At 73.7% G+C, this 14,041-nt stretch carries 10 protein-coding genes; 4 read left to right on the top strand and 6 right to left on the bottom strand.

The genetic code is table 11. The features are described from left to right. Positions 1-37 precede the first annotated feature (37 nt). From VFZ20_RS13635 to VFZ20_RS13625, 3 genes are all read left to right on the top strand, one after another. Positions 38-5,191, top strand: a complete 5,154-nt coding sequence (locus VFZ20_RS13635) for a LysM peptidoglycan-binding domain-containing protein (RefSeq protein WP_329684444.1) — start codon at positions 38-40, stop codon at positions 5,189-5,191. A 683-nt stretch (positions 5,192-5,874) separates the two neighbouring features. Next, entirely contained in the window at positions 5,875-6,516 is a 642-nt protein-coding gene (locus VFZ20_RS13630) for a metallophosphoesterase (RefSeq protein ID WP_329684443.1), read from the top strand. Between the two features lie 38 nt (positions 6,517-6,554). Beyond that, positions 6,555-6,872 carry a hypothetical protein gene (locus tag VFZ20_RS13625; protein WP_329684442.1) on the top strand — a complete coding sequence of 106 codons (318 nt, stop codon included), beginning with the start codon at positions 6,555-6,557 and terminating at the stop codon, positions 6,870-6,872. Positions 6,873-7,700: 828 nt separating this feature from the next. Here VFZ20_RS13625 and VFZ20_RS13620 read toward each other — a convergent pair. From VFZ20_RS13620 to VFZ20_RS13595, 6 genes are read right to left on the bottom strand one after another with little or no spacing between them, the layout of a single operon-like run. Continuing rightward, positions 7,701-8,438, bottom strand: coding sequence for a hypothetical protein (locus VFZ20_RS13620; protein WP_329684441.1), 738 nt, complete (start codon positions 8,436-8,438; stop codon positions 7,701-7,703). 34 nt (positions 8,439-8,472) lie between these two features. Beyond that, positions 8,473-9,228, bottom strand: a complete 756-nt coding sequence (locus tag VFZ20_RS13615; RefSeq protein ID WP_329684440.1) for a hypothetical protein — start codon at positions 9,226-9,228, stop codon at positions 8,473-8,475. Continuing rightward, positions 9,225-9,983 carry a hypothetical protein gene (locus tag VFZ20_RS13610; protein ID WP_329684439.1) on the bottom strand — a complete coding sequence of 253 codons (759 nt, stop codon included), beginning with the start codon at positions 9,981-9,983 and terminating at the stop codon, positions 9,225-9,227. Before VFZ20_RS13610 ends, VFZ20_RS13615 begins: the two co-directional genes overlap by 4 nt. Beyond that, positions 9,980-10,351: a hypothetical protein gene (locus VFZ20_RS13605; RefSeq protein WP_329684438.1), complete on the bottom strand. Its 372-nt coding sequence runs from the start codon at positions 10,349-10,351 to the stop codon at positions 9,980-9,982. Before VFZ20_RS13605 ends, VFZ20_RS13610 begins: the two co-directional genes overlap by 4 nt. 29 nt (positions 10,352-10,380) lie before the next feature. Further along, positions 10,381-12,390 (bottom strand): hypothetical protein, encoded by a 2,010-nt coding sequence (locus VFZ20_RS13600; RefSeq protein WP_329684437.1) that lies wholly within the window; start codon positions 12,388-12,390, stop codon positions 10,381-10,383. Positions 12,391-12,401: 11 nt separating this feature from the next. Continuing rightward, positions 12,402-12,659 (bottom strand): hypothetical protein, encoded by a 258-nt coding sequence (locus VFZ20_RS13595; protein ID WP_329684436.1) that lies wholly within the window; start codon positions 12,657-12,659, stop codon positions 12,402-12,404. Between the two features lie 204 nt (positions 12,660-12,863). Here VFZ20_RS13595 and VFZ20_RS13590 point away from each other — a divergent pair. Continuing rightward, positions 12,864-14,041: BTAD domain-containing putative transcriptional regulator (locus VFZ20_RS13590; protein WP_329684435.1), on the top strand; the 1,178-nt coding region annotated here is incomplete at its 3' end.

Below are 14,041 nucleotides of genomic sequence, written 5' to 3'. Positions count from 1 at the left end.
GTTCGGAACGGGGAGCTCGGCCACGCTCTCGCTCATCGTGATCCTGGATTCGCAGGCCAAGACGAAGGACGCGGCCCTGCACGCGTTCACCAACTGCGCGGTGGTGGCCGACAACATCGACACCACGGTGACCAACGTCTTCGTGCAGCCGGCCACGTACACGGTGGTGGCGAACGACTCGTTCACCAGCGCGGCCGCCAGCTTCAACGCCGCCTGGGGGACGCAGTACACGCCGGCGCAGGTGGCCGGCTTCAACGCCGCCGTCCCGCTGCTGCTCATCCCCGGCGCGGCGCTGGCCCTGCCGTCCGGCGGAACGTACACCATCGGCTACAACGACACGTTCGCCTCCATCGCCGCGGCGCAGGGCACGGACGTGGACACGCTGCTGGCGGCGGGGACCAACGCCACGGCCCCCATCCTTTCCCCCGGCGCGCAGATGCAGCTCGCGCCCGGCGTCCTGCGGCCCCAGGCCACGGTGGACCCGGGAATGGTGGGCTTTGAGGCCACGCGGACGAACCCGGACCCGGACAACCTCCCCTACGACCAGCTGACCCCGGCGCAGACCGTGGGCACGCTGTTCAACCTGGTGGGGTGGTCGGTGGATGGCGGGAGCGCGTTCCTGCCCAGCGGCGCGGGGCTGCCCACCACCCCGGCGGACTCGCTGCAGGCCGGCACGGACGGGCTGAGCGCGCAGGACGTGGACGACCAGCCCGCGCTGGAGTGGTTCTACCAGCAGACGCTCGCCGTCGCCCCGTTCGCCACGGCGCACAACGGAAGCGCATCGCCCGCGCTCCCGCCCGCGTCCGCCAACCCGTACAACGGCGTGGGCTACGATTCCGCGCTGGGCACGGTGAACCAGGTGGTGGTGGACCTGGACCTGCAGGACATCTACGGCAACCTGCAGCCCGTTCCCGCCGCGTTCTCCCCCGTGCACGTTCCCGTGGGCTACTTCGACGACCTCGTGGCGCTCCCCGCCTGGCCCTCGCTCGCCGTGGGCTACACGGTGCAGGGATCGCCGGCCGCCCTGTCGCTGTCCCTGTCCATGCAGCAGTCGCGCTACGTCCCCGCGCCCGCGACGGCGGTGGACTCGGCGCTGGCGGCCATCCAGGCGGACCTCACGAGCTACACGCGCATCGTCTACCAGCTTTCGCAGCCGGACGTGCGGTTCTCGCTGGGGACCACGCTGGACAGCGGCTCCCTGACGGCGGCCGGACGCTATCCGCTTCCCGCGCACGCCTTTGCGTCGTGGGCCAACGGCGCGTGGATCTACCTGGACGCCCTGTCCGCCCTCCAGGCCATCGCGGTGGAGGGGGACGGCACGACGACGGTGCAGGCCGTGGCGGACGCGTACGGGCTGGCCCCCGCGCAGCTGTTCGCGGCCAACCAGGCGCGGACCGTCGTCTCGCTCTTTGGCGCGGGGGAGACGCTCACGGTGCCGCAGATGTACGCGGTGCTGCAGGGCGACACGCTGGGCGGCATCGCCACGAGCCCGCGCTGGTCTTCGTTCGGGCTCACGGCGGCGTCGCTGGCGCAGCAGAACGCGTCCGTGCCGCTGATGGCGGCAACGGACCTGGTGTCCGCCCCGCGGACGGCGGACGCGTCGTCCACCGATTCGTTCAGCACGGCGGCGGCCCGGGCCCACGCGGCGGTGGAGGCCATCGCCACGGCCATCGCGCCCACGCCGGGGTTCCTGGCGCCGGGCGTGGTGCTGACCGTCGGCACGGCGACGTACACGACGACGGCCCAGGACACGCTGGCCAGCGCGGCCGCGGCGCTGGCCGCCAGCGCCGCGCAGGTGGCCGTGGCCAACCAGTACATCGTGGGCCTCTTTCCCGACGGGACCACGCTCCCCGTGCGCGACGTGCTGATCGCGGAGGGCGACACGTTCGCGTCGCTCGCCGCGCTGCTGGGGACGGACGTGGGGTCGCTGGCCACGCTGAACGCGTCCACGGCCAACGTGTTCGCGCCGGCCACGCCGCTGTACATCGGCGCGAACCCCTCGCCCGTGGCGCCGGGGCCGGACGACTCGCTGGCGGCCTGGGCGGCGGAGAACGCCGTCACCCCCGACCAGCTCGGCACGGCGAACCCCGCCGCGGCGTTCGCGCCGGGCGCCTCCGTGTCCATCCCCGGCGTGCTGGCCAGCCCGGGCGGGGGATACGCCACGTACGCCGCGCTGGCTTCGGACACGCTGGGCGGCATCGCCGGCAGGTACGGCGCGCAGGCATCGGCCCTGGCCACGCTGAACCCGGACCTCCCCGGCCTGCTCCTGGGCGGGCAGACGGTGACGGACACGGCCAGCGGCAAGAGCGTTCCCACGCAGGACGGCGACACCTTCCAGACCCTCGTGGCGCGCTTCGCCGGCATCGGCGTCACGGTGGACGTGGGCACGCTGGGGACGGACGTGGCGGGCCAGCAGGGCCTGCTCGCGCCGGGTGGGTCGTGGATCACCCCGGCCATGCGGGGGGACGGCGGCGGCGCCAACGGCGACGGCACGCTCTCCGGGCTGGCCGCGGCGTACGGGACGGACGTGGCCACGCTGGCGGCGGGGAACGCGGCCCTGCGGGGGCTGCTGGCCCCGGGCATCTCCCTGCCGCTCGGCTCGCCCGCGCTGGTGACGGGCCCCAACGAGACGCTGAACTCCGTGGCGAACCGGCTGGCGCTGCAGGGCGCGCAGACCCCCGTGGCGGACGTGGCGCAGGCGCTGGCGGACGTAAAGGGCCTGGTGCCGGCGAACGCGCCCGTGCTCCCCGTTCCGCCCGCGTCGCCGCCGGGGCTGGCGGTCACGCTGAAGCCGTCGTTCACCGCGCCGGTGTTCTCCCTGGCCGTGAACGTCTACACCACCCGCGACCCGCAGTGGATCGACCCCGACTTCGCGGACGTGGCCACCGTGGCGCAGGCGGTGTCGCCCGTGTCGCCGGAGCCGGACGCGGCGGGGACGCTCACCTTCGTGGAGTTCGCCACCGCGCTGCAGGCGGCGCTCCCGGGGCTCAACGTGGCCACGGGCTCGCCGCTGGCGGAGGACGACGACGAATCGGCCGCGACGTTCTGGGTGGCCAACTTCGGCAACGGGGCGGGGCCCATCGTCACCTACCAGTTCGAGGGGACGGGCACGGTGTGCTACGCCATCCCGCCGCTCAGCACGTCGCTGATGGCGGGCAGCGTGAACGTCGCCCCGTACACGAGCGGAACGGGGCTGGGCGACACGCCGCAGCCGCGCACCTTCCAGGCGGTGGACCTGGACGTCTGGCTCAACACCTTCCTGGAGGCGGTGGACGTGTTCCTGGCGCCCGCCACGGCCGTCCCCGCCTTCGCGGGCGACGCGGCGAGCGACCCCGCGCAGCGCGCCGTCGTACGCATCGTGGAAGACAAGCGGCGGCTGGCCACGTCGCTCAGCGATCGGGTGATGCCCATCCTGCAGGGCGGGCCGGACGGATCGCTCCCCGACGCGCAGGGGGCCATGTTCCAGGCGCTGCTCACGTCGCTCTCGTCCGCCTTTACCGTCAGCTCGCTGGTGCAGGTGCCCGTGACGGTGACGGGGGGATCGGGGACGACGCTTTCGGCCCCGCGCATCTCCGGCAAGCTCACCGCGTCGGGCGCGGGAACGGGGGACGACGGGCAGCCGAGCGCGTACAGCTTCAGCACGGCCAAGGTGTCGCTCCTGTCCGGCGCCACGGCCACGTTCCTGTTCAGCGTCAAGGCGCCGGCGGAGCACCGGCAGGCGCAGCTCACGCTGGACTACGTGGTGAACGAGCTGGAGATGCCCGATCCGTCGTCCGTCATCGGCGACTACGAGGGATCGGAGTGGCTCACCTTCATCCTGCCCCTGGACGACGCGCACGGGGAGATCGGCGCCGTCGACATCCCCATCCCCCTGCGCGCCTACCCCGGGCCCGCGACGCTCGTGGCGCAGGCCGCGCGGCAGACGGTGGACGATCCCTCCACCGCGGCGGAGCTGCTGGGGTGGGACTTCGGCTTCGTGTACCAGCACGACGACGCCGAGCAGGACACGCCCATGGTGGTGGTGGGCTTCAACGGCGACCCCACGGCCACGGTGACGGGCGTGGGCAACGATGCCGTGCTGACGGCCGTCTTTGGCGCGCTGGCGCAGTTCATGGCCGTGTACCCGGCGCTCAAGGACGACCTGGCGCTGCTGCCGCTGATGAACCCGGGGACGCCCAGCCCCACCACGCAGGCCGCCGTGCAGACGCTGGCCACGCTGGTGGGCGGGGTGGCGGACGCGTTCGAGGCGATGACGTTCGCCGCGATCTTCGTCCCGCCGGTGGAGACGTACGCGTACCAGATGCAGAAGGAGCAGGACGCGCAGGGCAACCTGACGCAGCTGCTGGTGACGTCCGTGGACCCGCACACGGGGCAGCCGCAGGCCAACCCGGTGGCGCTCTGGCCGTCCGTCTACGCCACCATCGCGGGGAGCGAGGTGCAGCTGGCGGCGGCCGGCGCGCCCGGCAGCACGCAGGCGGCCTACACCTATCCGGCGAACGTGTCCGCCTCCGCCGCCCTTCCGCAGCGGTTCGTGTTCGCCTGGCCGGGCGGCGAGGCCGACACCGACCCGGCGGCGTGGCCGCCGCTTCCCCCCACGCTGCAGCTTCCCGGGCCGCAGACGTACGCGTTCACGGGAGTGAACCCGCTCACGCGGCAAAGCGGGCGCGCGGGGGTGTCCATCGCCCGCAACCTTTCGCTCATCCAGGGCGTGGCCACGGCGGACGCGTTCGTGTACCGCACGCCGCTCACGAGCTTCGCGAGCAGCGTGGCGCCGCTGGTCACGGGGAGCGACCCCATCGCCATCGGGGCGGACCCCACGCCCATCGCGCAGGCGCTGGGCACGTTCCTGCAGGCGCTGTTCACGAGCGAGAACAGCTGGTCCGCGGGCGACCAGGTGAACGTGCGCCTCGCGGCGTCGTACGCGTACCCCATTGCCGCGGGCGGGCTTCCGGTGCTGGTGCCCGTGCTGCTGGTGCCCGGCTTCCTGTTCGCGCCGCAGACGGACTGGGACTGGACGCAGGCGGCGAGCTTTGTGTCGCAGGTGCAGGCGGGCGTGCTGGGGTGGGCCACCGGCCAGCCGCTGATCCCCGCGGGGTCGTACGTGTTCGACCTGACGGTGTACGCCAGCCAGGGACTTCTCCAGCCCCTGATCCGCGCCACCACGCTGCAGTACGAGCGGTCGTCGTCCTGACCGTGCCGGTGGATGGAGAACGAGGAGCGGCGCGGGGCACCTGCCCCGCGCCGCTCTCTCGTCATCCGCCACGGACGTGGACCGGTGGCACTGGAGGGGTGGCATCCGCCCCTGCCGTGCGGCGTCCGGTCGCGTCGGTCGTGGAATGCGCCCACGCGCCGGAGCGCATCGCCAGCGTTTACCCGTCTGTCTCGGGACGCGCGGGATCGGCGTCCGCCGCCTCGCGCGGATGCGCGCCGGAGCCCGGCGAGCGTCATCCTGAGGAGCGCCGCGCAGGTCCTGACGTGGCAATCGTTTTGGCGCGACGAAGGATCTTGTGTGCGAGACTCGGGGCGGACCTCACGCACGAGAGCCCGCCGTGTCGCTTCGCGGGCAAGATCCTTCGTCGCCGCCATGGATCGTGCAGGGTCGGGGCTGCGTCGCCCGGCGCCGGATCGGGGGCGGGGAGCGCGGGGTGCTTCATCGTCCGTCCGCGAAACCGCCGCCGCTCGCTCATCGGGGTCCTTTCCATCCGCCGGGCACGTACGAAGGGGATGGAATCTGTACAAACATGGCGATTTCTCCAAGCGGGGGCGCATCGTGATCGCGCATCGTCCCCATGGGGCCACTGCCGCGCGGGGCGCAACGGGTGTATCTTTTCGGCCCTGCGGTCATCCGTTTCGATCCATCCGCCCCACCGATCCATGAACGTCTGGTTCACGGCCGACCTGCACCTGGGCCACGCCAACATCATCCGCTTCACGCAGCGCCCGTTTCTTTCCGAGGCGGAGCAGGAGCTGCTGCGCACGCTGGGCCCGCGCGGCAAGTGGCGCGTATCCGACGAGACGCTGCGCCGCCACGACGACGCCCTCCTCGACGCCATCAACGAGCGCGTGGAAGAGGGCGACATGCTGTGGATCCTGGGCGACTTTTGCACGGGCGGGCTGGTGGACGCGCAGCGGTACCGCAACCGCATCCGCTGCCGCAACGTGTACCTGGTGTGGGGCAACCACGACCACCGGGGGATGGGCCCGGCGTTCAACGACGCCATCGAGCAGGGGCTCATCGAGGTGGAGGGGCAGGGGATCTGGCTCAACCACTATCCCATGCGCAGCTGGAACCGCTCCTTTCACGGCGTGTGGCACCTGTACGGACACGTGCACGCCCGCCTGGGCGCGCAGGACGCCGAGCAGCCGTGGATGCTGGTGAAGGACGTGGGCGTGGACGCGTGCGACTACCGCCCGTGGAGCTTCGACGAGCTGCGGGAGTACATGGCGCCGCGCGAGGAGGCGTTCCGCGCGCGCAAGGCCGCCATGCTCGCCGGGGGCGACGAGGACCTGACGTGATGGCGCGGCGGGCGAGGGAGGGTCGGCCGGAGGGCGGCATGCAGCCGATCTTCTACAACGTCGGGCGATCGTCGTTTCGTCCGGCGATCGATGCGGCGCTGCGGGGATGGAGCGATCGTTCGCGGCCGCTGGCGATCCCGCTCAAGCCGCTCGGGTACAAGCGCGACGTGCGGATTGTCATCGAACGCGGAAACGACGATGCGTTCCAGTCCACCTGGCGCGGCGAGGAGGGGCGCTTTTCCGCCCGACTACGCGCGGCGGCGACGGCGCTCCGGGACCTGGGGCGGTACGGGGAGTATCGCGCCGTTCACCGCGATGGCACCGTCACGCTCACGCTGCTGCGCGAGGGAGGATGACGAGGCGCGGTCCGCGGTTCACGGACGGGTGGGACAGGAGCGCCGTCCGCGTGTGGCTGGCGATCCCGCTGATCGCGGTCGTGTTGTGGATGCTGACGTGGCGTGATCCCGCTCGTGGCGCGCGCGGGGAGTGCGCGCGCCGTTACGCCGCCGCCCCGACGCACGCCGACACGCTGCGTGTGGACCGGCAGAGCGCCGGCGCGGGGACCAAGGGGCAGGCCTGGAACTGCGGCATCCTTCGCCGCGCGGGCGAGACTCGCGCGAATGACCCTCGGGCCGCCAGAGCGTTATCCTCACACCTGATCGGCCGAAGAAGCGTCATCCTGAGGAGCCGCCGCGCGATCCTGGTTCGCGCGGAGAGCCATGGCGGCGACGAAGGATCTTGCATGCGAAACGAGAGGCCGGCTCTGATGCTCGGGGCCGGCCTCCTGCGTGTCCACGTCTCGATCTCCCGCGATTCCTGGACGCGTCGTCCTGAGTCCTCCAGCGGCTCGCCGGACCCTGTGGGATAACGGCAGCTGTTCAACCTCCCCCAGGGGTTTTGGGGGAGGTGGGTGAGCTCCGCGAGCCCGGAGGGGGCACTCGCGCGGGGCCTGCTGCATGCCCACAGCCAACCCTCCCTTCCAGCCGCGCGATCCTGGTTCGCGCGGAGAGCCATGGCGGCGACGAAGGATCTTGCATGCGAAACGAGAGGCCGGCTCCGATGCTCGGGGCCGGCCTCCTGCGTGTCCACGAGCGCCAGGATCACCGCGCCGCATGATCGGCCCGCCGAGGTACGCGCGCGCGTCGAATGTGAACGAGCGTTCACCATCACCATCACCATCACCATCACCAGCGCTCCGTGCGCGGATCGAACGAGGCCAGCACCCGCTCGAACACGGGGAGCAGCGCGTCGTGGTCGGGCTCCAGCGTATTGAGCGAGACGAGAAAGATGGCGCCGTCGCGGTAGGTGGCGTACGACGTGAGCCGCCACCGCACGCCCCCCAGCTCCGCCACCTCGGACAGGTAGCCCGCCGGCTCGCCGGCCAGGATGCGCACCTCCGTTTCGGCGCGCAGCACGGCGTGCCCGTCGCGGGTGACGGACAGCCCCTGCACCAGGGCCAGCAGCGCGCTGTCCGTCAGCTGCTCCCGGGTGGCCAGCTCGCGCGCCGTGGCGGCGCGGCCGTTGGCCTCGTCGCGGAACGCCCGCACGTCGTTGTCCGTCACCTCGCGGCGCAGGCGCAGCTCCGTGGCGCGGCGCCAGAACGCGAGCGTGTCCGCGCGGTTCAGCGGGGCGGGGAGCTGGTCGCCGCCCACCACGTAGATGGCGTTGTCGCCGTCCATGGCCGTGATCTGCAGGTCCGCCGTGTCCTGCCAGGCGACCTCCCAGCGCGCCGGCAGCGAGACGGACAGGCGCACGGCCTCGTCCATGCCCGTGCCCGCGCAGCCGTGGCGCGTCATCTCCGTCCCCGCCGCGGCGGACGCCTCGCGGATGCACGTGGGCAGGCGCCGGGTGTCCGGCTGCGCGGCCAGGGGCGCGGCGGCCAGGACGGCCAGGGCCACGGCGACAAGGCGGATGTGGGTCATCGTCATTCCCGGTTGTTCTCCATTGTGATGCGCATCACCACCGCTCCGTGCGCGGTGCGAACGCGGGCAGTCCCCCCTCGAAGACGGGGACGGCGTTGGAAAAGGCGGCCTCCGGCGTCAGCAGGCTGACGATGAAGAGGGCGCCATCCCGCACGGTGACGTACGAGACGGCGGACCACTCCGTCCCGTCCTCCGTCCACGTCTCGGCCAGGTAGCCGGCCGGCTCGCCCGCCAGCTCCCGCACCTCCAGCTGGTGCCGCGTGACCGTGCGTCCTTCGTCCTCCTCCACGGAGAGCGCCTGCGCCATCGCCCGCAGCAGGTCATCGTCCAGCTGCGCCAGCGTGGCCAGCGCGCGCGCCGTGTCGATCCGGCCGCCGGCCTCGTCGCGAAAGGCGTCCACCTCGTCCGCGGACTGGACCTCGCGCCCGGCGGCCATCCCCGTGGCGCGCATCCAGAAGCCCAGCGTGTCCTCCGGCGTGCGCGGCTCCGGGAGCTGGTCCGCGCCCGCGACCTGGATGACGACGTCGCCCTGCGAGGCCGCGAGCACCAGGTGCCCCGAGTCCTGCCACTCCACGTCCCACCCGTCCGGCAGCGAGGCGGCAACGCGCACGGCCCCGTTGGCGCCCGTGCCCGCGCAGGCGTAGCGCGTGGCCACCGGTTCCGCCGCGACGGACGCCTCGCGGACGCACGTGGGCTGGCGGCGCGGCGCGTCCGGCTGGGCGGCGAGCGTGGCGGGGGCGCACAGGGCCACGAGCAGCGCGGCGCGCGAAATCCATCCCATGACGGTCATTCTGGTTGTCTTTCGATGATGCCCGGCGCGTCCCTGCGCTCCGTGCGGGGATGAAACGAGGCCAGCACGCGGTCAAAGAGGTCCGTCCGCGCCGCGAAATCCGCCTCGGGCGTGCGAAACGTGAGGACAAAGACGGCGCCGTCGCGCGCGGCGACGTACGTGACGACGCGCGCGTCGCCCGCCGGGCCCCGCACGCGCTCCGAGAGGTAGCCCGCCGGCTGGCCCGCCAGCGAGCGGATCTCCACCGTCGCCTCCACCACCTCCTCGCCCCCGTAGCCGGCGGAGCGCGCGCGCGTCATGGCCACCAGCACGCTGTCCCCCTGCTGGTGCCGGGTGATGCGCGCGCGGACGGAGTCAATGCGCTCGCGTCGCACGAGCCGCGTGTCCTCGATGCTTGCCAGGGTGAACTCCGCCTCCGCCAGGATGGCCAGCGCCTGCTCGCGCAGAAACGCCGTGTCCGCTGCCGTGAACGGCTCGGGAAACGCGTCCGCGGCGAGCACCCGCACGCGCGCGGCGCCGTCCCCCGCCGTCAGCAGCAGCCCCGCCGAGTCGCGCGCGGCGAGCGCCCAGCCGGGGGGGAGGTCGATGGAGACGCGCACGTCGCGGTGCAGCCGCGCCCCCACGCAGTGGTGGCGCGTCATCTCGCCGGGCGCGGTGGCGGAGGGCTCGTGCGCGCAGGCCGCCGCGTCCGGCTGGGCGGCCAGCGGGGCCGCCGCGACGAGCGCCGCGGCGGCCAGCCAGGAGATGCGCGTCACTCGCGGAACAGCTTGTAGACGCCGTACCAGAACGAGAGGGCGCCCATGGTGCCCGTGAGGAAGGGAAAGAGCGGCACGCCGTCTTCCCCGTCCTCGCCCTCCATCTGCCTGGTGGCGTACATGGTCGCCGCGCCCACGGCGATGAGCGTCACCCCCGTCACCTGGTGCGGCATGGCGGCGGACATCCGCGTCTCGCGCGCGGTGGCGGGCGCCGGCGTGAGCCGCGCGTCCCACGTGGGCGCCGCCATCGAGGCGGACGGCGCGGGGGCGGATTCGCGGACGTCGGCGGATTCCTGGGCCGCGGCGGGGAGCGCCGCGGCCAGGAGCAGGAGGACCGCGGCGGCGGCGGTCCGGATCGATCGCGTCATGTCGTGTCCCGGATGGATGGCAGTGCGGCTCACGCGCCGATGGGGGCAAAGGCGATGGCCGCGTACCCGGTGTAGCGGATGAGGGCGCCCAGGGGCTCGGCCGAGGTCTTTTCCAGCGCCCGTCCGCCAAAGATGAGCCCGGCGCCCAGGGCCACCAGCACCCACGCGCCGCTGCCGCCGCCGGAGACGGCCGGCATGCGCCGGCGCGTCGGCACGGCCGGCGCGAAGGGGAGCGCGGACCCGGGCACCAGCCGCCCGTCCGCCGCCGCCAGCGACGCGGACGCGTTCGGCGCGGCGAAGCGCGGGGCGGAGAGGGCGGACGTCCGCGGGGCGGCAGATGCGTGCTCCGCGGGGGGCGCCGGCGCGCGTTCCGTCCGCGGCGCCGCGTCGTTCGTAGCCTCTGCATCGTTCGCGGCCTCGGGGCGTTCCGCCGGCTTGACGATGAGCGTGTAGCGGCCGGCGTCGTCCGGGGTGAACGCGCGGGCTTGGATGAGCAGCGGGCCGCCGGCCATGGCGCGGTACTCCGCGCGGGCGTCCGTGCCGGGGCCGCCGTCGTCGTCCTCCACGGTGGAGGTGACGGACGGGTGACGTGTGGGCCCCGTGACGGAAAGCCGGGCGTCGAAGTCGTCCGACGACATCCGCACCACCAGCGCCTCGCTTGCATGGGCGGCGTAGGTGTACAGGTCGTACGGCGTGCCGTCCCGCAGGCGCGCGCTGCCGGGGCCCAGCTCGCCCTCCACGGCCTGCGCCAGCCGCAGCGGCGTGGGATCGGCGGACGCCACCTGCTCCGGGGCGGCGGCGCGCGGCGCGGCGGACCCGCGGGCAGACTCCACCACGAGGGTGTAGCGGCCCGTCTCGCCCGCCGACAGCGAGTTCACGCGCACCACCAGCGGGCCGTCGCGCCGGGCCGTGTACTCCACGCGGGAGTTGGTGCCGCCGCCGCCGTCGTCATCGATCACGGGCTCCTGCATCTGCCCGTTCTCGCCCAGCACCATCACGCCCAGCACGGTGTCGAAGTCGTCGGACGAAAGGCGGACCACCACGCGTTGCCCGCGGCGCGCCTGGAACAGGTAGTCCTTGTAGTACGAACCGTCGTCCAGCGTGCGGCCGCCCGCCGTGAGCTCGCCCTGCACGGGCCGCCCCACGGTCAGCATGGATTCATCCGCGCTGCCCTGGTTGTTGTTGGGGGGTGCCTGTCCCCCGGGCTGCACCTGCAGCGTGTAGCGGCCCGTCTCGCCGCCCGCCAGGCTGTTCACGCGCAGGACCACCGGGCCGTCGCGGTCCGCCGTGTACTCCACGCGGGAGTTGGTGCCGCCGCCGCCGTCGTCGTCCACCGCCACGTTCTCCAGCGTGCCGTTGGCGCCGCCCGCGCGGCCCACGTGCAGCACCGCGTCAAAGTCGTCGGACGAAAGCAGGACGGTGATGCGCTCGCCCCGCCGCGCGCGGTAGGTGTAGTCGTCGTAGAACGACTCGTCGGCCAGCTGCCGGTCGCCCGCGGCCAGCTCGCCCGTGGCGCGGCCGTTCATCCGCAGCTCCGAGCCGGACGCCGATCCGCCGCCGCCGTTGGCGTTGCCGGATCCGCCGGGGCGGTTGGAGCGCACGGTAAAGATGTAGTCGCCCGTGGAGCCGGGGCGGCCCAGGGAGACGTTGCTGGCCACCTGGATGAGGATGCGCCCCGCGGCCGGCACCCGGCCCGTGGCCGTGAGCGTGCGCCCGCGGCGGCCGCGCTGCTCCACGACGTCCTTGGGCCCGCCGCCGCGCCAGTGCGTGGTGGCCGTGACCTCGGGGTCGATCTCGCGCGACTCCAGGACGAACGTGAGCTGCTCGCCCGCCTGCGCCTCGTAGAAGTAGCTGTCGTAGGGGCGGCCCGTGCACGCGTCCGTCCCGTTGTACCGGTCACCCGGCAGCGTGTAGTCCTCGCGGGCCAGGGCGCCGCGCACCGTCTGCCCCGCCGTGAGCGTGGGCGCGCCGCCCGTCCGCGTGCCGCACGGCTGCGCCTGGGCGGGAAGGGCCGCCATCATCATCAGCCCGGCCGCCATCCACGGCGCCCTCACGCGGGCAACCCCCGCGCATCCTCCGCCCGCACGGCGAAGTAGTCGTTGTCCGAGACGTCGCGGGTGGCGCCGTCCACGAACGCGCGCACGTGCTCCACCGACTCGCCTTCCCACAGGAACACGCCGCGGGTGCCGTCGGCGTTGGGGTACACGGTGTGGACGCGGATGCCTTCGGGAAGGTTGGGCAGCGCCTGGGTGGCGCGCTCCCAGAACTCGCGCGGTTCGCGCACGGCGTGGGTGCAAAGGACGTACATCTGGGGCTCCGGATGGAAGGGACGACAGGGGCCCGGTCAGGCCCGGCGGGCGGGGCGTGGACCTACGGCCCCCGTACCCGCGTACCAACGATGGCAGGCCGGCGTATCCCAGCCGCATCCCACGCGTATCCCTGGCGTTGCGCGGCGTCCCGTGGGCCGGATACTTTGCAGAACCTTCGCGTTTCCCTCCCCGCGAGTCCCCCCGTGTACGACCTCCGCACCCTGGGCACGCTGGACCTGCGCGGTCCGGACGGCGCCTCGCTCGCTCCCGTGCTGGCCCAGCCCAAGCGCGCCGCGCTGCTGGCGTACGTGGCCCTGGCCCGTCCGCACGGACCCGTGCGGCGCGACCTGCTGCTGGCCGCGTTCTGGCCCGAGCTGCCGGACGACCGCGCCCGGGCCGCCCTGCGCAACGCCCTCAGCTTTCTTCGCAAGGCCGCGCCGGGCATCCTGGCCGCGCGCGCGGACGACGTGGTGGAGGTGGCGGCGGACGTGCTCACCTGCGACGTGCGGCGGATGGAGCTGGCGCTGGCATCGGGCGACGTGGCGGGGGCCCTGGCGCACTACGGGGGCGACCTGCTGGCGGGGCTGCACGTGGACGCCGGCCCCGCGTGGGAGCACTGGCGCGACGCCGAGCGGGTGCGGCTGCGGCACGTGGCCCTGGCCGCCGCCCGCGGCGCCGCCGAGGCCGCGCGGGGACGGGGCGACGCCGCCGGTGCCGTGGCGCTGGCCCGCCGCGCGTGCGAGATCGACCCCGACGACGAGCCCAGCGTCCGCCGGCTGATGGAGCTGCTGGCCGAGGCGGGCGACCCGGCCGGCGCCCTGCGCGAGTACGACCGCTTTGCCGCCCGCCTCATGCGCGAGCTGGAGGTGCAGCCCGCGCCGGAGACCGAGGCCCTGCGCCGCGCCCTCCGCGTCCGCGCCGAGCCCACGCTGATCCCGCCCGCCATCCGCCCCGCTCCGTCCGCCGATCTCGCCGCCACGAACCCGGTTTCGGTGGATGCGCATCCGGCCGAAGGGCGATCGGCGGATGCGGGTCTGCCCGACGCGCGTTCCGCCGATCCGCATCTGCTCCCGTCGCACCCGGCGGATTCCCCTCCGGCCGATTCCGTTGCTTCCGATCCGAATCCGCCGCATCCGATCACGGTCGCGGTCGATGCGGGGACGGTGGATGCGGATCGCGCGGAAGGCCGTCCCGTGCGCGTATCCGCATCGTCCCCCGCGCCGGCGGACGATGGGCGGAGCGGGGCGGATGCGACGCCGCGCCGGGCCCGACGCCGGTGGGTAGGCGCCGTGGCCGTGACGGCGATGGTGATGGTCGCCGCCCTGCTGTTTCCGCGGATGCGCGACGCGGTGGCGGCGTTCCGCGGGCCGGCGCCGGTGGA

Source organism: Longimicrobium sp., from assembly GCF_036280135.1.
GTDB lineage: Bacteria > Gemmatimonadota > Gemmatimonadetes > Longimicrobiales > Longimicrobiaceae > Longimicrobium.
The sequence above is the reverse complement of the archived record's forward strand: the minus strand, read 5'-3'. Positions and strand labels throughout refer to the sequence as shown.

What these genes read in the sequence shown, in the direction of transcription:
- VFZ20_RS13595 (WP_329684436.1), bottom strand. Translation starts at nt 12,659, where the DNA reads ATGTACGTCCTTTGCACCCACGCCGTGCGCGAACCGCGCGAGTTCTGG.
- VFZ20_RS13615 (WP_329684440.1), bottom strand. Translation starts at nt 9,228, where the DNA reads ATGACCGTCATGGGATGGATTTCGCGCGCCGCGCTGCTCGTGGCCCTG.
- VFZ20_RS13600 (WP_329684437.1), bottom strand. Translation starts at nt 12,390, where the DNA reads ATGGCGGCCGGGCTGATGATGATGGCGGCCCTTCCCGCCCAGGCGCAG.
- VFZ20_RS13605 (WP_329684438.1), bottom strand. Translation starts at nt 10,351, where the DNA reads ATGACGCGATCGATCCGGACCGCCGCCGCCGCGGTCCTCCTGCTCCTG.
- VFZ20_RS13620 (WP_329684441.1), bottom strand. Translation starts at nt 8,438, where the DNA reads ATGACCCACATCCGCCTTGTCGCCGTGGCCCTGGCCGTCCTGGCCGCC.
- VFZ20_RS13630 (WP_329684443.1), top strand. Translation starts at nt 5,875, where the DNA reads ATGAACGTCTGGTTCACGGCCGACCTGCACCTGGGCCACGCCAACATC.
- VFZ20_RS13625 (WP_329684442.1), top strand. Translation starts at nt 6,555, where the DNA reads ATGCAGCCGATCTTCTACAACGTCGGGCGATCGTCGTTTCGTCCGGCG.